Here is a 15618-nt window from a genome sequence, read left to right as displayed (position 1 = left end):
TGACAGAAAGGAGAACAATCAATGAGCCGGATAGGTTTAAAAATAATTGAAGTCCCAGATAGTGTCACTGTTACCAAAGAAGGTGACAATATCACTGTCAAAGGTCCTAAGGGTGAATTAACTAGATATTTTGATCCAAAAATTACCTTTAACCAAGAAGATGGCAAAATCACTTTTTCACGTTCAAGTGAAAGTGATAAGGCACTTCATGGTACTGAAAGAGCTAACTTAGCTTCAATGGTTGAAGGTGTAGTTAATGGTTACAAGAAGACTTTGAAGTTAATCGGTGTTGGTTATCGAGCAACTACTCAAGGTGATAAATTAACTTTAAACGTTGGTTATTCACACCCAGTTGAAATGACTGCACCAGAAGGTGTTTCTGTAAAAGCTACTTCAGCAACTGAAATTGAAGTAGAAGGAATTTCAAAGCAAAATGTTGGACAATTTGCGGCTGAAATTCGTGATGTACGTCCACCAGAGCCTTATAAGGGTAAAGGTATTCGTTATGTTGATGAATATGTACGTCGCAAAGAAGGTAAAACAGGTAAATAATAGATAAATTTTGAGGTGAAATTGTGATTTCTAAACCAGATAAGAATAAATTGCGCTTAAAGCGTCATAAACGTATTCGTAGCAAGATTTCTGGTACTGCTGAGCGCCCACGCTTAAGTGTTTTCCGTTCAAACAAAAACATCTACGCTCAATTAATTGATGACGTAGCGGGTGTCACGCTAGCAAGTGCCTCAACTTTAGATGCTTCCATTGCCAAGGATTCAACTAAAGTAGAACAGGCTCAAGCTGTTGGTAAAGCAATTGCTGAAGCAGCTAAAAGTAAAAATATTTCAAATATTGTATTTGATAGAAGTGGTTACTTATACCACGGCCGTATTTCTGCTTTGGCAGATGCCGCTCGTGAAAATGGATTAGATTTCTAAGGAAGGAGAATAATACATGGCAAACCGCAACGATTCTCGTAATAATCGCAGAAATAAAGACGACATCGAAGATCAGTTAGTAGCAATTAATCGTGTTACCAAGGTTGTCAAAGGTGGACAACGAATGAGATTTGCCGCCTTGGTAATCGTTGGCGACAAAAAAGGTCGTGTCGGCTTTGGTACTGGTAAGGCTCAAGAAGTCCCAGAAGCAATCCGTAAGGCCGTTGAAGCTGGTAAGAAGAATATGATTACTGTTCCAACAGTTGGAACAACTATTCCCCATGAAGTAATTGGCCACTATGGCTCAGGAAGCATTTTATTTAAACCTGCTCCAGCCGGATCTGGGGTTGCTGCTGGTGGTGCTGTTCGTATCGTTATGGATATGGCTGGTATTGCAGACGTTACTTCTAAGTCATTAGGTTCAAATACTCCAATTAATGTTGTGCGTGCAGCAATTGATGGATTAAAGAAACTTAGAACTAGTGAAGATGTTGAAAAGCTTCGTCACGCAGATTTAGATTAGGGAGACTTATAAATGACTGAATTAAAAGTTACTTTAATTAGAAGTGCTGCGCACCGTCTACCTGACCAAAGAAAAATCGTTAAAGCTCTTGGCTTGGGTAGAATCAATAGTACAGTAACTTTACCAGATAACGCTACTACACGTGGTGCGTTAATAAAAATTGCTCATTTGATCTCTGTTGAAGAGACAACTAAATAATTAAATAAGGAGGTGCCGAATTAATGAAGCTTCATGAATTACATGCTGCTGAAGGTTCACGTAATACTAGAAAACGTGTTGGACGTGGTACTTCAAGTGGTTACGGAAAAACTTCTGGCCGTGGACAAAAGGGACAATTATCCCGTCAAGGTGGTCATACACGTTTAGGTTTTGAAGGTGGGCAAATGCCACTTTTCAGAACCATGCCTAAACGTGGTTTTAAGAATGTTAACCGTAAAGAATACGCAATTATTAATTTAGACGACTTAAACAAATTTAAAGATAATAGTGAAGTAACTGTTGCTAGTCTTAAAGAAGTTGGCTTGGTAAAGAAAGAATTATCAGGTGTCAAGTTACTTGCTAAAGGTGAGTTAAAAGTCAAGTTAAATGTAAAGGTTAATAAAGTTTCCGCAGCTGCGAAAAAGGCAGTTGAAGCTGCCGGCGGATCTGTTGAGGTGATCTAATGTTTTCGACTTTGAAGAACGCCTTTAAGGATAAAGAAATAAGGAATAAAATTTATTTTACACTCTTTATTCTTTTGCTATATCGCATTGGAGCTAACATTACTGTTCCAGGTGTTAATGCAAAAGCGATCACTCAGGTTGCACAAACTGGCCTAGTTCCAATGCTAGATACTGTTTCAGGTGGTGGATTAGATACTTACTCTATTTTTTCTCTAGGAGTTTCCCCGTATATTACAGCACAAATTGTTATTCAATTATTACAAATGGATATTATTCCAACTTTAGTTGAATGGGGAAAACAAGGTGAAGTTGGACGGCGTAAGACTAATCAAGTCACTCGATGGCTTTCATTATTTGTGGCACTCGTTCAAAGTGTTGGAATTACTCTTGGCTTTAACGCTTTGACACAAATGGGGCTTGTCAAGTCACAAACGCCACAAACTTATGCTGAAATTGCAATAATCATGACAGCAGGAACAATGCTGTTAACTTGGCTTGGTGATGAAATTACTGATAAAGGTCTGGGAAATGGTGTTTCAGTTATAATTTTTGCTGGTATTATAGCTCGACTTCCACGTGGTCTTTGGCAGTTATATAAAGATGAAATTATCAATAATAGTGCAGCTGATCGTTGGCAAGGTGTTGTGTTCTTCATTGCGATTATCATTGCAGTACTTGTCGTAACACAAATAGTTACGTGGGTTGAACAAGCAGATCGTCGTATTCCAATACAATACACTAAACGTGCGACTGTAAGTGGCTCTGAAAGTTTCTTGCCATTAAAAGTTAATGTTTCAGGTGTTATCCCTGTAATTTTTGCTAGTTCATTCATCATCACTCCAGCAACAATTTTAATGGCCTTTCAAAGATCTCAAGGTGACCAGCAATGGTACAAAATAATGACTAATATTTTTAGTATGCAAACTACGACTGGCGTAATAATTTATACACTCTTAATAGTATTGTTTACATTCTTCTATGCTTTTGTTCAGGTTAATCCTGAAAAGCTATCAAAGAATTTACAAAAACAAGGAGCTTATATCCCAAGCGTTTGGCCAGGTAAAGATACACAGGATTATGTTTCTAAGCTTTTAATAAAGTTGTCAACAGTTGGTTCTGTTTTCTTGGGCTTAGTTGCCTTACTACCCCAGCTTGCTACTAACTTTTGGGACTTACCAAGTTCAATAGGTCTAGGAGGTACTAGTCTTTTAATTGTAATTGGGGTTGTTTTGGAATTATCTCGCCAAATTAACGGATTGTTAATGAAGAGAGAGTACGTTGGATTCATTAGATAGGAACAAATAAATGATTAACTTATTTCTTTTAGGATTACCAGGTGCTGGCAAGGGTACAGTATCAGAACAAATTGTCGATAAATATCATCTAACTCATATTTCAACTGGGGATATGTTTAGAGAAGCAATGGCTAATGAGACCAAAGTTGGTCTTGAAGCTAAAAGTTATATTGATAAAGGTGATCTAGTACCTGATGAAGTTACTGCTAGGTTAGTAGAGGAACGTTTAAATCAGCCTGACATCAAAGAAGGCTATATTTTAGATGGTTTCCCAAGGACAATTGTTCAGGCAGAAGCTTTAGAAGGCATAACTAAGCGACTTAACAAGCCTTTGACTAAAGTTATTTCATTAGAAGTTAAAGAAGAAACCTTGGTTAGTCGGTTATCAGCACGCTTTATGTGTAAAAAATGTGGCGCAACTTATAATAAAATTACTAAGATGCCTAAAGTTGAAGGTAGTTGTGATCGTTGTGGTAGCCATGAATTTTATCAACGTGAAGATGATAAGCCTGAAGTAGTAAAGAATCGTTTACAAGTTAATGAAAAAATGAATACACCTTTGAAAGACTATTATCAAAAGAATGGTTTGCTGACTATTGTTAATGGTGAACAAACTCCAGAAAAAGTCTTTGAACAAGTTGACACGGTATTAAGTAAAAAGGAATAATTTGTATATTTATTTATCCGTGTTATAATTTCAAAGAATGACTGTTTAAATGCGGAGGAACAGCTTTGGCAAAAGATGATGTCATTGAAGTAAAGGGTAAAGTGGTTGATACTTTACCTAATGCTATGTTTAAAGTTGAATTGGAAAATGGGGCTGAAATTTTAGCACACGTTTCCGGTAAGATTAGAATGCATTATATTCGTATCTTACCAGGAGATCGTGTGACTGTAGAACTTTCTCCTTACGATTTAACAAAAGGTAGAATTACTTATCGGTTTATAAAATAATAACGGAGGGAAACATGAAGGTTAGACCATCTGTTAAACCAATGTGTGAACATTGTAAGATTATTAAAAGACATGGTCGTGTAATGGTTATTTGCCCTGCAAATCCAAAACACAAGCAGCGTCAAGGTTAAAAATAAAATAGGAGGTGCAATTTATGGCACGTATTGCTGGTGTTGACTTACCAAGAGATAAAAGAATAGTTGTTGCATTAACATATATTTATGGCATTGGTGAACCAACAGCTCAGAAAATTTGTGCGGATGCTGGTGTTTCTGAAGACATACGTTCAAAAGATTTGACTCCAGATGATCAAGAAAAGCTTCGCGCAGAAGTTGATAAATACCGTGTTGAAGGTGACTTACGTAGAGAAGTCAGTATGAATATCAAACGGTTAATTGATATCGGTTCTTACCGTGGTATGCGTCACCGCCGTGGACTCCCAGTTCGTGGTCAAAATACCAAGAATAACGCACGTACTCGTAAGGGTAGTAAGAAGAATAAATAAAATAAGGAGGTTTATTGATGCCTAAAACAGCACGTAAGCGTCGTGTGAAGAAGCACGTTGAAAAAGGCGTTGCTCACATTCATTCTACGTTTAATAATACTTTAGTCATGATTACCGATGTTCAAGGTAATGCAATTGCTTGGTCATCAGCCGGAGCTTTGGGCTTTAAAGGTAGTCGTAAGTCTACACCATTTGCAGCACAAATGGCTGGCGAAGCAGCTGCTAAGAGTGCCATGGATCAAGGTATGAAGCATGTAGAAGTTTCAGTTAAAGGTCCTGGTGCTGGTCGTGAATCTGCTATTAGATCACTGCAAGCTGCTGGGTTGGAGATTACTGCAATTCGTGATGTTACCCCAGTTCCTCACAATGGTTCTAGACCACCAAAACGTCGTCGTGTTTAATTTTTTTCTTAATAAAAGACGTTGCGTTTTGAAAGGGGTCTAGTAATGATTGAATTTGAAAAGCCAAATATTACCGTCGTGGACCAAGAGAAGTCTTATGGTAAATTTGTTATTGAACCACTTGAACGAGGCTTTGGTACTACTTTAGGTAACTCATTACGTAGAGTTTTACTAACATCTATTCCAGGTACAGGATTAGTATATGTTCAAATTGATGATGTCCTGCACGAATTTTCAACCGTTCCTGGTGTAAAAGAAGACGTTACCAAAATAATTCTGAACCTGAAGAAGCTTGAATTAAAGTCTTTTTCAGATGAACAAAAAATTATTGAAATTGACGTTGAAGGTCCAGCAGTTGTAACTGCTGATGACTTTAAGATTGACGCTGATATTCAAATATTAAATCCTGGCCAATATATCTGTACCATTGCAGACGGCGGACATTTACATATGCAAGTTGCCGTTAAGAATGGTCGTGGTTATGTTGCAGCAAGCGACAATAAGAGTGAAGACATGCCAATTGGTGTTATTCCGGTTGATTCTCTTTTTTCACCAATCGAAAAAGTTAATTACCAAGTTGAATCAACTCGTGTTGGTAAGAGAGACGATTTTGACAAGCTCACTTTAGAGATTTGGACTGATGGTTCAATCAAGCCTAATGACGCCCTAAGTTTTGCTGCCAAAATTTTGGCAGAGCACTTTAAAGTGTTTGAAAATGCTGATACAAGTACTAAATTTAACGATGTAATGGTTGAAAAAGAAGACGATACAGCAGAGAAAAAGCTTGAAATGACGATTGAAGAGCTTGATCTTTCTGTTCGTTCTTATAACTGTCTTAAGCGAGCAGGCATTAATACTCTGCAAGAATTAACCGACAAAACAGAAGCAGACATGATGCGTGTACGTAACTTAGGTCGAAAATCATTAGAAGAAGTTAAAAATAAATTAGTTGACCTAGGACTTTCACTTCGTCAAGAAGATTAATTGAAAAATAAAAGGAGGTAAACTGAATGGCATACCGTAAATTAGGTTGGGATAGTGCACATAGAAAAGCAATGCTTAGAGAGATGACCACCCAATTAATTATGAATGAACGCATTGTTACTACTGAAACTCGTGCTAAAGAAGTACGCAGAACTGCCGAAAAGATGATTACTTTAGGTAAGCGTGGTGACTTAGCAGCTAGAAGAAAAGCTGCTGCCTTTGTTCGTAATGAAGTTGCTGACATCCATGAAGAAAAAGATGCAGTTGTTGTTAAATCAGCTTTGCAAAAACTTTTCAGTGATATCGCACCTCGTTACAAAGATCGTAATGGTGGTTATACCAGAATTATGAAGTTAGCCACTGCTCGTAAGGGTGATGGTGCTCCAATGGTTATTTTGGAATTAGTTTAATTTGAGAGTAACCAAAACTTAATAGCTATTAAGAATTATCCATGAGAGTGAGAATAAGCGTTAGGATGATGACGAAAGTTTAGTCTAGCTTAGATAATGCATATTATCCCTCCTCATGGGTGATTTTTTTTGCCTTTTTTTGGTACAATTAATTCATACCTTAGGAGGCCAAAAGCATGACGATAGATAATATTATTAAAATTAGAAATGTGAGTTTTACTTATCCTGATGCGAAAGAGCCCGCAATTAATAATGTGACTTTTGATATTGAAAGAGGTTCATGGACTTCTATAATTGGACATAATGGAAGTGGTAAGTCGACTATTATTCGTTTAATAAATGGTTTACTTGATGCGGGCGAAAATGCTAATTCTAAAATTGAAGTTGATGGAATCAGGCTCACCCAAAAAACCGTTTGGGATATACGGAATCGTGTTGGGGTTGTTTTTCAAAATCCTGATAATCAATTCGTTGGTGCTACAGTAGCAGATGATGTGGCCTTTGGATTAGAAAATCGAGGAGTTTCTCGCCTAGAAATGATGAAAATTGTTCCTAAAGCAATTGCAGCTGTTGGAATGAGTGAATATGCAGATTCAGAACCAGGTTCTCTTTCCGGCGGGCAAAAGCAAAGAGTGGCGATTGCAGGTATTATTGCTATTAAGCCTAAAATTATTATTTTAGATGAGGCCACATCTATGTTAGATCCCGATGGAAGAAGTCAGGTGTTGCAAATTGTACAGCAAATGAAAGACAAATATGGACTAACTGTGATTGCAATTACACATGATATTGATGAAACAGCTTTAGCCGATCAAGTACTGGTAATGAATGATGGTCAGATAGTAACTCAGGGAAAACCTGAGTCTGTTTTTAAAAAAACTAAGTTATTAAATGAACTAGGACTGACTGTACCATTTGTTCAACAAGTAAAGAAAGATTTGCAGAGTAATGCGATAAATATACCGGATACTATAAATTCAGAAAAAGAGTTGATTAATTACTTATGTCAATTAAATTCCAAAAAGTGAGTTATGTTTATTCACAAGGTTCTCCACTTGAAAAAAAAGGACTAGATAATGTTAGTTTTGAGTTAAAAGATAATTCTTTTACAGCAATTATTGGTCATACTGGCAGTGGTAAGTCGACTTTAATGCAACATTTTAATGCACTATTAAAGCCCACTAGTGGACAAATCGAAATTGCGGGTAGTCTTATAACACCAGAAACTACTGATAAGCATTTAAAAAAATTACGGCGGCATGTCAGTTTAGTTTTTCAATTTCCAGAAACACAGTTATTTGAAAATACAGTTCTTGATGATATTGCTTTTGGACCCAAAAACTTTGGCTATGATTCAGAAAAAGCAAAAGCTAGTGCGCAAAGGTGGTTAGACCGAGTTGGATTACCAAAAGATATTGCTAATAGGTCACCCTTTGAATTATCAGGTGGGCAAATGAGACGGGTAGCAATTGCAGGAGTATTGGCCTATGAACCAGAAATTCTTTGCTTGGATGAACCAGGGGTTGGTCTTGATCCACGTGCCAGAGCAAAAATGATGCAACTTTTCTTTGAATATCAAAAAGCTGGCCATACTATTATTTTAGTTACGCACAATATGGATGATGTTGCAGAGTATGCCGATGATGTCCTAGTGATGGAAAAGGGACGCTTGATTAAGCATGATGTACCGCAGAAAATATTTAACGATCGTAGCTGGTTAAAAAAGCATTACTTGGATGAACCCAGGGCATCATTGTTTGCTTCGCAACTAACGAATTACACATTTACTGATTTACCGCTAACAAAAAAAGAATTGATAGCAGGAATCAAGTATAATTTAAGGAAGTGAGCTTGTGAATAAAATTTTGATTGGCCGCTACATTGCTGGTGACTCGATAGTTTACAAAATGGATCCACGCGGAAAGTTAGTTGCGACTATTCTTTTTATTTTTGTAATTTTTTTAGCTAATAATCCAGCTACTTATGCAATCCTGACAATTTTTAGTTTAGTAGCAGTTGCTGCTACTAAACTAAATGGTAAAGTATTTTGGGATGGGGTAAAACCAATTATTTGGCTAATCCTCTTCACGTCATTGTTACAATTATTCTTTACCGTAGGTGGCAAAGTATATTGGCAATGGATGATGCTAGCAGTTTCAAGTTATGGTATTATCAATGCAATTTATATTTTTATCCGTTTTACGCTTATTGTCTTAATTTCAACAGTTATGACGGTGACAACTATGCCCTTAGAAATTGCTGATGCGATTGAATGGCTCTTAACACCGCTGAAATTGTTTAAGGTTCCAGTTGATAAAATTGCTTTGGTAATGTCAATTGCCTTAAGATTCGTGCCAACTTTATTTGACCAAACTTTTAAAATTATGAATGCCCAACGTGCACGGGGTGCAGATTTTAATAATGGCGGTTTGATAACTCGGGCTAAGGCAATTACGCCTCTTTTGGTTCCTCTTTTTATTAGTTCTCTTGAAACGGCAATTGATTTAGCAACTGCAATGGAATCGCGCGGCTATCGCGGTGATCAAGGGCGCACTAGATATCGAATATTGCAGTGGTCATTATATGATTTAATTAATTTGGTTTATTTTATAATTTTAGTTATTTTATTATTAATATTTAGGACACATTAATGAAAACAAGATATAAGATGACTTTAGCCTATGATGGGCATTTATTTCATGGCTTTCAATCCCAGCCACACCAGCGCACTATTCAAAAGACAATTGAAGCAGCGCTTATTAAAATGACTAAGGGAGAAATAGTTCCAATTGAAGGATCTGGTAGAACTGATGCTGGCGTCCATGCTTATGACCAAGTTATTCATTTTGATTATCCTGGCAATAAAATTGCAACCGAGCGAATGATTTATGCCCTCAATTCAATGATGCCATTAGACATTATTTTTAAAAAATGTGAAATTGTTGATCCAAGTTTTCACGTTCGCTATAGCGCTAAAGGTAAGTGGTATCGCTATCGAATGAGTTTAGATCGCTTTGTTGATCCATTTAAGCGCTTTTATACGGGTCACTATCCTTATCCCATTGACGTAGAAAAAATAAAAATTGCTGCTCAAGATTTAGTTGGAACACATGATTTTACGAGTTTTGCTGCTAGTGGTGGTCAAATTAAGAATAAAGTTCGTACAATGTATTATACTGATGTGAATTTTGACCAGGAGGCCAATGAGTTAATATTTGATTTTATTTGTTCTGGATTTCTATATAATATGGTTCGGATTTTAGTAGCAACATTATTAGAAATAGGTAATGGCAAGCGACCAGTTAATGATATACCACGGATAATAAAGGCTAAAGATCGTAATCAGGTTAGAGAAACGGCACAAGCAAACGGTCTCTATCTATACCACGTTTTCTATGAGGATATTCCAATAAAATATCGGCAAGACAGTAAATAATATTGACTTTTTTTATAAAAGGACGTATTCTAATATGGTATGTTTGTCCACGATAGGCCCCGGAATCTTATTGTTTTCAAACAACGTATAAACGGAGGAAATTAAATTGCGTACTACACAATTAGCAAAACCTAATGAAATTGAACGTAAGTGGTATGTTATTGACGCAACAGATGTCTCTCTAGGACGTCTGTCTACAGCAGTAGCAACTATTTTGAGAGGCAAAAATAAGCCTCAATATACACCTAATGTCGACACTGGTGATAACGTTATTATTATTAACGCTGCCAAGATTAAGTTGACAGGTAAGAAAGCTACTGACAAAATTTACTACCACCACTCTGGTTATCTTGGTGGCATTAAGGCCACTCCAGCTGGTGAATTACTTGCTAATAACCCAGTTAGATTAGTTGAATTGTCAGTTAAGGGGATGCTTCCAAAGAATACTCTTGGTCATCAAGAATTTATGAAGATGCATGTTTATGCTGATGCTGAACACAAGCATGAAGCACAAAAACCTGAAGCATTAGACATTAACAAGTTAATCTAGGAGGTTACATAAATGGCACAACAAGTTGCATATGCAGGTACTGGTCGCCGTAAAAATTCAGTTGCGCGTGTACGCTTAGTACCAGGCACTGGTAAGATCACTGTTAATAATAAAGATATTGATCAATATATTCCATTCCCTAACTTAGTTAAGGATTTGAAGCAACCATTGACTTTGACTGAAACTGAAAATCAATATGATATTAAAGTTAACGTTAATGGTGGGGGTTTTTCAGGTCAAGCTGGTGCAATTCGTTTGGGAATTGCACGTGCTTTACTTGAAGTTGATCCAGATTTCCGTAGCCCATTAAAGAAGGCTGGCTTCTTAACTCGTGATCCGAGAATGGTTGAAAGAAAGAAACCAGGTTTGAAGAAAGCCCGTAAAGCTTCACAATTTAGTAAGCGTTAATTCTTTATTGAATTTATACTGGTTAATTACTAGTAATTTTAAAAGCATCAATCTCTGATTGATGCTTTTTATACGAGGAAATATAAATTGATCAATGTTCAGATAGAGCTCACAAGATTTAGAATAAAAAAGGGTAAAGAAAAAAAAGCACAAGAGTGGATGGATTTTCTTAATCAGCATCATAAAGATACCGTTGCAACTATGGCTGGGGAAAAAATGTACATTGAAACTGTATTTAAAGAAGATAATCAAGATGGCTATACATATTTCTACTGGTATTCAATCCAAGGTATTGGGGGGAATGCAGTGGAAGAGTCTGGGAGCTATATTGATAAAAAACATTTAGAATACTGGGATGAATGTATTGATGAAAAATATCATCCAGTTGACATGATATTAGAACAAAGCCTATTAGCTCCTAGACTTGAGCAAATAATAAAAAAAGCAGAAAACTAAAAAGTAAAAAAAGACGAAAGTTTACTTTCGTCTTTTTTTTTATTCATATCTTAAAGCGGTAATCGGATCAAGCTTAGCTGCTCGTCTAGCTGGCAGTGTTCCCGCTAAAAATGTAATTAAGCAAATAATTCCAATAATTAATAAACTATTAGGCCAATTAAATTGAATTAGGGTAAAGCCATCGATTCCCTTTAAGAAAGTCTTCCTGGCAACTGAATTTAAGGCCTGACCTATCCCCACAGCTCCAAGTAACCCTAGAAGTGATCCAAATAAACCAATTAAAATTGCTTCACAACTAAAAATAGAAAAAACTTTACCTTGGCTTAATCCTAAAGCCTTCATTAGGCCAATTTCCCGTGTTCGATCACGAACTGACATGTAAAGGGTATTGATAACGCCAAAACTGGCAGCGATTAGAGCAATTGCTCCAAAAATAATCAATACACCTGTTGCAATATTAAAGGTTTGAAAAAGTTGCTTAACCGCATCCTTTAAAGTTTGGGCAGTGTAACCTTTTTTAGCTAATTTCTTTTCGATTGTTGCGATTTTATCAGGATTCTTACTAGTTGGTGTTGCGACAATTTCAACATAGCGATCTTTAAGTGCCGTAGGCATGCCATCTTGATTGGCTTTGATTATTTTTTGACTTAAGCCATGACTATAAACATTTTGACCGCTACTAATCATACTATCATTACGAATACCAACAATTTTAGCTGAAATTTTTTGTTTCTTTTTGGTAACGGGTGAATTAGTCACAAGTGTAATTGATTTTCCTAAAGCTTGCTGAGCATTGTGATAACCAAAGGCTTTCATCATTTGTTTAGTTAAAAGAATTTCTGATGAATTACCTGAAATTGCAACTTGTCGCCCGGCTTTTAAGTCATAAGCAATTCCCAAGGTTGGCTGAGCATCGATAACATATTTGACTTTATTAAGTCCTTGGACATAAGTAACGTTGCTATCCTTTAATGCTTTAATATCTTTTATACCTTTAACTGTTTTGATTTTCTTGAGGTCATTTTTAGTCAACATTCCGTCAGCATTATTGCTACTTTTGTTGGTATTGTATCTTTCTGGTGCACCATTACTATTGCCACTGGAAAAACTAGGAGCGATAATCATTTGCTCAGTATTACCAACGTTTCCAATTTGTTTGGTTAAGTAATTATTGACACCAGAATTAATCCCCATTGTAATGCTCAGGGTTAAGGCCCCGATTAGCACAGCGATAATTGTTAAAAATGTTCGCCCTTTGTTGTGCCATAAATTACTGGCAGCCGAGTTTAAAATATCGCGATACTTCATTATGCTCCCCCTTCAACTACTAGACCATCTTTAATTTGAATTTGTCTTTGACATTTTTGAGCCAGATCAGGATCGTGAGTAACGATGATTAAGGTAATTCCTTTTTCACGATGTAATTTAAACAAAATATTTTCTACCATTTCTCCGGTAGTTGAGTCTAAGTTACCAGTTGGCTCATCAGCAAAAATAATTTGTGGCTCATTAACTAGTGCGCGAGCAATACAAACACGTTGTTTTTGACCACCAGAAAGGTTACTAGCTTTATTTTGAGCTTTACTTTCAAGGTCAACCGCCCTGATTGCCGCTAAAGCCAATTCCTTGCGCCTTTTTCCCGTTACACCAGCAATTTTTAATGGCAACATTACATTTTCAAGAACGGTATCTTGAGCATTTAAGAAAAATTGTTGAAAGACAAAGCCAAAAGTTTGATTACGTAATTTATTTAAAGCTCGCCCTTTAATTTTGTTTGTTGGTTGGTTATCTAATAAAATACTCCCGGAAGTTGGTTGATCAAGAAGCGCCATAATATGCATTAAAGTTGATTTCCCAGATCCACTTTTACCAATAATGGCAACTGATTCACCTTTATCTATTGCTAAACTAACTCCGCGTAATGCATCAAACTTGGTTGTGCCTTTACCATAAGTTCTGACCACATTCTGAGTTTCTAATAAGCTCATTGTTCTCTCTCCTTTAGTGTTATATATAAATAATACACTATAATTAGTAAAATTCAAGCTTTTATTAAATAAATATAAAATAATTTATGCTAAATGATAGAATGTTTTGCTTTATTCATATTATTTGCTAGTTTGCAAAGAGAAAAATACTTGCTAACATGCGATGAACCATTTCAGGGACGGAAGCAATGCTATTATAAAATAACAAAGGTAGGTAAAGTGGAATTACAAGTTATTAAAAATGAATGGAATCAGTTTAAAATTAAGGTGGCTCAGATATATAGAAGAAAGGTTAATTATTAAAAAGGTAGTAATTTTAAAAAGCGTTATTCAATGTTTTGGATAACGCTTTTTAGTTAAGAAAAATATGGTTCTAAAATTTTTAAAGAAGACTGATCAAGGTTAATTTGCGCAAGAGCGCCGTAAGGAAGCGCGGTGTGGGGGTAGGCATGACCAATATTAACGTTTGCCAAAATGGGTGTTTGATACTTTGCAGTGGCTGCTAAAAGCTTGGTCTGATATTCGTTAACATAGCAATTGTTCTGTGGCTTTCCCATTAAGATTCCTCGAACAGATTTTAAAAGACCTGCTTGATCTAGTTGATTAAGCATTTGGGCATATAAATCTGGAGAGGGACATTCTTCACTAGTTTCAATGAATAAAATGATGTTTTGAGCTTCTTGGGGAGATAAAATTAATCGGTAATGCCGAATAATTTCGGCTTGATCAGGATAACGATATTGGGTCAAGTCACCATAGAGACTGTCTAAGCAGCCACCCCAAAGTCGCCCTTGAATAATTCCATTTCCTCGAAGCACTTGATAACCAGTATCGCGATGGCTAATTCGAGGATGATTGATCGCTTTAGGCGAAAAATCGGTTCGTTCTTCATACCAAGTTTGACTTGCAGGAATATTAGTTGTAGGTGGGTTAATAAAGAAATGATTCCAAGTATTTAGGGTGTATTCTAGCATACTAACATCTAATTCTGCGAGATCATTTAAAAAATTAGGTCCATAAAAGCTCTGCATCCCTAATCGATAAAACATTAGGTGATTATTTGTCGTGTCCGAAAATCCTGTAAATAGTTTGGGGCTTGTTTGTACTGCTTTAATAAAATCTGAATCTTCCATTAAATATGGTAACAAGCGATAAGTATCATCACCGCCAATGGCCGCAATAATTGCTTTAATTTCAGGATTCATAAAAGCTTCTTTTAAATCATTAGCCCGTTCATTGGGATGCTTTTTTAGGTAAGTAGTTCCTTTTAAGGAATTAGGCATATAAATAAATTTAAGACCTAGTTCTTTTAAGCGCTTTTCCCCTAATTTTCGTTCATGAAGAACCTGCTTTTCGCCTAAGACACCACTAGACAAACTAATTAGTGCTACTTGATCACCTTTTTGTAATTGATGTGGTTTTACTAACAAAATTTAGCCTCCTTTTTATTATAAAATAATTAAACATCAGTATATCATAGGTTAAGTAAATACAATAGATGTTGAAAAATCAAAAACAATTTAATAATTTCTGTTTTCTTGACCTAAAATAGTAATAATAATAAAGTAAATATAAAAGAATTAGATATCCATGAATGGAATAAGATAAGGAGGAAACTAATAATGAGTCATAGATCTTTTTCTGACTTAGCCCAAGATGACTATTTTACTTCAGGAAATTGGCATTTAAAGATAAGGCAAACAATAATTGCCATAATTGGCTGGCTGGGTGTTATTTCACCGTTTATTGGCGTTTATATAATTTTACATTTTCCGCAAATTGCTCAAAAAGCGCATATTAAATATTATTCGGATATTATTTTACCTATGAAATTTTTAATTGAATTTTTTATAATTATCTTCATTATCATTATAATAACCTATTTATTTTTGACCGTTCATAATAACCGTCATTTTGCTTTTGTTTGGACCAAGCATAGAGTAGTTGATCAAAAGCGCCGTATGAGACATGAAAAATTAATTGAGCAAGGTTGGACCGAAAAATTTGGTGATTTAAAACAGCGCCAGCAATATAATTTCTATAGTGTTAAACCAGAACAAAATCTTGAAAATGATTTTGCGCAACGTTTGTTTAAGAAATGAGGTTAATTG

The 15618-nt window shown here is 35.9% G+C and carries 24 protein-coding genes; 21 read left to right on the top strand and 3 right to left on the bottom strand.

From position 1 onward, the window contains the following. Nucleotides 1-21: 21 nt before the first annotated feature. The 20 genes from rplF to F5ESL0233_RS06455 all read left to right on the top strand — a co-directional run bounded on the left by rplF (nucleotide 22) and on the right by F5ESL0233_RS06455 (nucleotide 11519). Nucleotides 22-552, top strand: coding sequence for a 50S ribosomal protein L6 (gene rplF, locus F5ESL0233_RS06550; RefSeq protein WP_090092300.1), 531 nt, complete (start codon nucleotides 22-24; stop codon nucleotides 550-552). A gap of 23 nt (nucleotides 553-575) precedes the next feature. Further along, nucleotides 576-935 (top strand): 50S ribosomal protein L18, encoded by a 360-nt coding sequence (gene rplR / locus F5ESL0233_RS06545; protein WP_090092299.1) that lies wholly within the window; start codon nucleotides 576-578, stop codon nucleotides 933-935. Nucleotides 936-951: 16 nt separating this feature from the next. Further along, nucleotides 952-1458: a 30S ribosomal protein S5 gene (rpsE, locus tag F5ESL0233_RS06540; RefSeq protein ID WP_090092297.1), complete on the top strand. Its 507-nt coding sequence runs from the start codon at nucleotides 952-954 to the stop codon at nucleotides 1456-1458. Between the two features lie 12 nt (nucleotides 1459-1470). Beyond that, complete coding sequence (gene rpmD / locus F5ESL0233_RS06535; protein WP_122059360.1) at nucleotides 1471-1656, top strand: 50S ribosomal protein L30; 186 nt, start codon at nucleotides 1471-1473, stop codon at nucleotides 1654-1656. A 23-nt stretch (nucleotides 1657-1679) separates the two neighbouring features. After that, complete coding sequence (gene rplO / locus F5ESL0233_RS06530; protein WP_090092294.1) at nucleotides 1680-2120, top strand: 50S ribosomal protein L15; 441 nt, start codon at nucleotides 1680-1682, stop codon at nucleotides 2118-2120. Next, complete coding sequence (gene secY, locus F5ESL0233_RS06525) at nucleotides 2120-3415, top strand: preprotein translocase subunit SecY (RefSeq protein ID WP_118898098.1); 1296 nt, start codon at nucleotides 2120-2122, stop codon at nucleotides 3413-3415. Before rplO ends, secY begins: the two co-directional genes overlap by 1 nt. Nucleotides 3416-3425: 10 nt before the next feature. Next, a complete protein-coding gene (locus F5ESL0233_RS06520) occupies nucleotides 3426-4082 on the top strand; it encodes an adenylate kinase (protein WP_090092291.1) in 657 nt (218 codons plus the stop codon). A gap of 65 nt (nucleotides 4083-4147) precedes the next feature. Next, nucleotides 4148-4369, top strand: coding sequence for a translation initiation factor IF-1 (gene infA / locus F5ESL0233_RS06515; protein ID WP_090092290.1), 222 nt, complete (start codon nucleotides 4148-4150; stop codon nucleotides 4367-4369). A gap of 14 nt (nucleotides 4370-4383) precedes the next feature. Beyond that, complete coding sequence (gene rpmJ / locus F5ESL0233_RS06510; RefSeq protein ID WP_046307548.1) at nucleotides 4384-4500, top strand: 50S ribosomal protein L36; 117 nt, start codon at nucleotides 4384-4386, stop codon at nucleotides 4498-4500. A 23-nt stretch (nucleotides 4501-4523) separates the two neighbouring features. Then, nucleotides 4524-4874: a 30S ribosomal protein S13 gene (gene rpsM / locus F5ESL0233_RS06505; protein ID WP_090092288.1), complete on the top strand. Its 351-nt coding sequence runs from the start codon at nucleotides 4524-4526 to the stop codon at nucleotides 4872-4874. Nucleotides 4875-4891: 17 nt separating this feature from the next. Continuing rightward, nucleotides 4892-5275, top strand: coding sequence for a 30S ribosomal protein S11 (rpsK, locus tag F5ESL0233_RS06500; RefSeq protein WP_090092287.1), 384 nt, complete (start codon nucleotides 4892-4894; stop codon nucleotides 5273-5275). A 45-nt stretch (nucleotides 5276-5320) separates the two neighbouring features. Then, entirely contained in the window at nucleotides 5321-6259 is a 939-nt protein-coding gene (locus F5ESL0233_RS06495; protein ID WP_090092285.1) for a DNA-directed RNA polymerase subunit alpha, read from the top strand. A gap of 26 nt (nucleotides 6260-6285) precedes the next feature. Then, nucleotides 6286-6669, top strand: a complete 384-nt coding sequence (rplQ, locus tag F5ESL0233_RS06490; protein ID WP_090092283.1) for a 50S ribosomal protein L17 — start codon at nucleotides 6286-6288, stop codon at nucleotides 6667-6669. A gap of 176 nt (nucleotides 6670-6845) precedes the next feature. Continuing rightward, a complete protein-coding gene (locus tag F5ESL0233_RS06485; RefSeq protein WP_118898097.1) occupies nucleotides 6846-7697 on the top strand; it encodes an energy-coupling factor transporter ATPase in 852 nt (283 codons plus the stop codon). Continuing rightward, nucleotides 7673-8518 carry an energy-coupling factor transporter ATPase gene (locus F5ESL0233_RS06480; protein ID WP_122059358.1) on the top strand — a complete coding sequence of 282 codons (846 nt, stop codon included), beginning with the start codon at nucleotides 7673-7675 and terminating at the stop codon, nucleotides 8516-8518. Before F5ESL0233_RS06485 ends, F5ESL0233_RS06480 begins: the two co-directional genes overlap by 25 nt. A gap of 4 nt (nucleotides 8519-8522) precedes the next feature. Further along, nucleotides 8523-9320, top strand: coding sequence for an energy-coupling factor transporter transmembrane protein EcfT (locus tag F5ESL0233_RS06475; RefSeq protein WP_118895980.1), 798 nt, complete (start codon nucleotides 8523-8525; stop codon nucleotides 9318-9320). Next, a complete protein-coding gene (gene truA / locus F5ESL0233_RS06470; RefSeq protein WP_122059356.1) occupies nucleotides 9320-10105 on the top strand; it encodes a tRNA pseudouridine(38-40) synthase TruA in 786 nt (261 codons plus the stop codon). The genes F5ESL0233_RS06475 and truA overlap by 1 nt, the downstream gene beginning before the upstream one ends. Before the next feature lie 106 nt (nucleotides 10106-10211). Further along, the gene (gene rplM / locus F5ESL0233_RS06465; protein WP_090092276.1) at nucleotides 10212-10655 is read left to right on the top strand and encodes a 50S ribosomal protein L13; all 444 of its coding nucleotides are present in this window, start codon (nucleotides 10212-10214) and stop codon (nucleotides 10653-10655) included. Nucleotides 10656-10667: 12 nt separating this feature from the next. Further along, nucleotides 10668-11063: a 30S ribosomal protein S9 gene (gene rpsI / locus F5ESL0233_RS06460; protein ID WP_122059355.1), complete on the top strand. Its 396-nt coding sequence runs from the start codon at nucleotides 10668-10670 to the stop codon at nucleotides 11061-11063. Between the two features lie 87 nt (nucleotides 11064-11150). After that, entirely contained in the window at nucleotides 11151-11519 is a 369-nt protein-coding gene (locus F5ESL0233_RS06455; protein ID WP_228150092.1) for a DUF6176 family protein, read from the top strand. Nucleotides 11520-11558: 39 nt separating this feature from the next. Here the strand turns inward: F5ESL0233_RS06455 and F5ESL0233_RS06450 are convergent, their stop codons facing one another. The 3 genes from F5ESL0233_RS06450 to F5ESL0233_RS06440 all read right to left on the bottom strand — a co-directional run bounded on the left by F5ESL0233_RS06450 (nucleotide 11559) and on the right by F5ESL0233_RS06440 (nucleotide 14937). Continuing rightward, nucleotides 11559-12827: an ABC transporter permease gene (locus F5ESL0233_RS06450; protein ID WP_122059353.1), complete on the bottom strand. Its 1269-nt coding sequence runs from the start codon at nucleotides 12825-12827 to the stop codon at nucleotides 11559-11561. Continuing rightward, on the bottom strand, nucleotides 12827-13507 hold the full coding sequence (locus F5ESL0233_RS06445) for an ABC transporter ATP-binding protein (protein ID WP_122048089.1): 681 nt from the start codon (nucleotides 13505-13507) through the stop codon (nucleotides 12827-12829). The genes F5ESL0233_RS06450 and F5ESL0233_RS06445 overlap by 1 nt, the downstream gene beginning before the upstream one ends. Before the next feature lie 356 nt (nucleotides 13508-13863). Next, complete coding sequence (locus tag F5ESL0233_RS06440) at nucleotides 13864-14937, bottom strand: S66 peptidase family protein (protein WP_122059352.1); 1074 nt, start codon at nucleotides 14935-14937, stop codon at nucleotides 13864-13866. A gap of 192 nt (nucleotides 14938-15129) precedes the next feature. Here F5ESL0233_RS06440 and F5ESL0233_RS06435 point away from each other — a divergent pair, with 192 nt between their 5' ends. Continuing rightward, nucleotides 15130-15609 carry a cell division protein gene (locus F5ESL0233_RS06435; RefSeq protein ID WP_118898090.1) on the top strand — a complete coding sequence of 160 codons (480 nt, stop codon included), beginning with the start codon at nucleotides 15130-15132 and terminating at the stop codon, nucleotides 15607-15609. The last annotated feature ends 9 nt before the right edge of the window (nucleotides 15610-15618 follow it).

The sequence above is a fragment of the Lactobacillus sp. ESL0233 genome, assembly GCF_003692995.1.
Taxonomy (GTDB): domain Bacteria; phylum Bacillota; class Bacilli; order Lactobacillales; family Lactobacillaceae; genus Lactobacillus; species Lactobacillus bombicola.
The sequence above is the reverse complement of the archived record's forward strand: the minus strand, read 5'-3'. Positions and strand labels throughout refer to the sequence as shown.

What these genes read in the sequence shown, in the direction of transcription:
- rpmD (WP_122059360.1), top strand. Translation starts at nt 1,471, where the DNA reads ATGACTGAATTAAAAGTTACTTTAATTAGAAGTGCTGCGCACCGTCTA.
- truA (WP_122059356.1), top strand. Translation starts at nt 9,320, where the DNA reads ATGAAAACAAGATATAAGATGACTTTAGCCTATGATGGGCATTTATTT.
- rpsE (WP_090092297.1), top strand. Translation starts at nt 952, where the DNA reads ATGGCAAACCGCAACGATTCTCGTAATAATCGCAGAAATAAAGACGAC.
- F5ESL0233_RS06485 (WP_118898097.1), top strand. Translation starts at nt 6,846, where the DNA reads ATGACGATAGATAATATTATTAAAATTAGAAATGTGAGTTTTACTTAT.
- F5ESL0233_RS06435 (WP_118898090.1), top strand. Translation starts at nt 15,130, where the DNA reads ATGAGTCATAGATCTTTTTCTGACTTAGCCCAAGATGACTATTTTACT.
- rplQ (WP_090092283.1), top strand. Translation starts at nt 6,286, where the DNA reads ATGGCATACCGTAAATTAGGTTGGGATAGTGCACATAGAAAAGCAATG.
- rplF (WP_090092300.1), top strand. Translation starts at nt 22, where the DNA reads ATGAGCCGGATAGGTTTAAAAATAATTGAAGTCCCAGATAGTGTCACT.
- F5ESL0233_RS06495 (WP_090092285.1), top strand. Translation starts at nt 5,321, where the DNA reads ATGATTGAATTTGAAAAGCCAAATATTACCGTCGTGGACCAAGAGAAG.
- secY (WP_118898098.1), top strand. Translation starts at nt 2,120, where the DNA reads ATGTTTTCGACTTTGAAGAACGCCTTTAAGGATAAAGAAATAAGGAAT.
- rpsK (WP_090092287.1), top strand. Translation starts at nt 4,892, where the DNA reads ATGCCTAAAACAGCACGTAAGCGTCGTGTGAAGAAGCACGTTGAAAAA.
- rpsM (WP_090092288.1), top strand. Translation starts at nt 4,524, where the DNA reads ATGGCACGTATTGCTGGTGTTGACTTACCAAGAGATAAAAGAATAGTT.
- F5ESL0233_RS06445 (WP_122048089.1), bottom strand. Translation starts at nt 13,507, where the DNA reads ATGAGCTTATTAGAAACTCAGAATGTGGTCAGAACTTATGGTAAAGGC.
- F5ESL0233_RS06480 (WP_122059358.1), top strand. Translation starts at nt 7,673, where the DNA reads ATGTCAATTAAATTCCAAAAAGTGAGTTATGTTTATTCACAAGGTTCT.
- rpmJ (WP_046307548.1), top strand. Translation starts at nt 4,384, where the DNA reads ATGAAGGTTAGACCATCTGTTAAACCAATGTGTGAACATTGTAAGATT.
- F5ESL0233_RS06450 (WP_122059353.1), bottom strand. Translation starts at nt 12,827, where the DNA reads ATGAAGTATCGCGATATTTTAAACTCGGCTGCCAGTAATTTATGGCAC.
- rpsI (WP_122059355.1), top strand. Translation starts at nt 10,668, where the DNA reads ATGGCACAACAAGTTGCATATGCAGGTACTGGTCGCCGTAAAAATTCA.
- rplO (WP_090092294.1), top strand. Translation starts at nt 1,680, where the DNA reads ATGAAGCTTCATGAATTACATGCTGCTGAAGGTTCACGTAATACTAGA.
- F5ESL0233_RS06520 (WP_090092291.1), top strand. Translation starts at nt 3,426, where the DNA reads ATGATTAACTTATTTCTTTTAGGATTACCAGGTGCTGGCAAGGGTACA.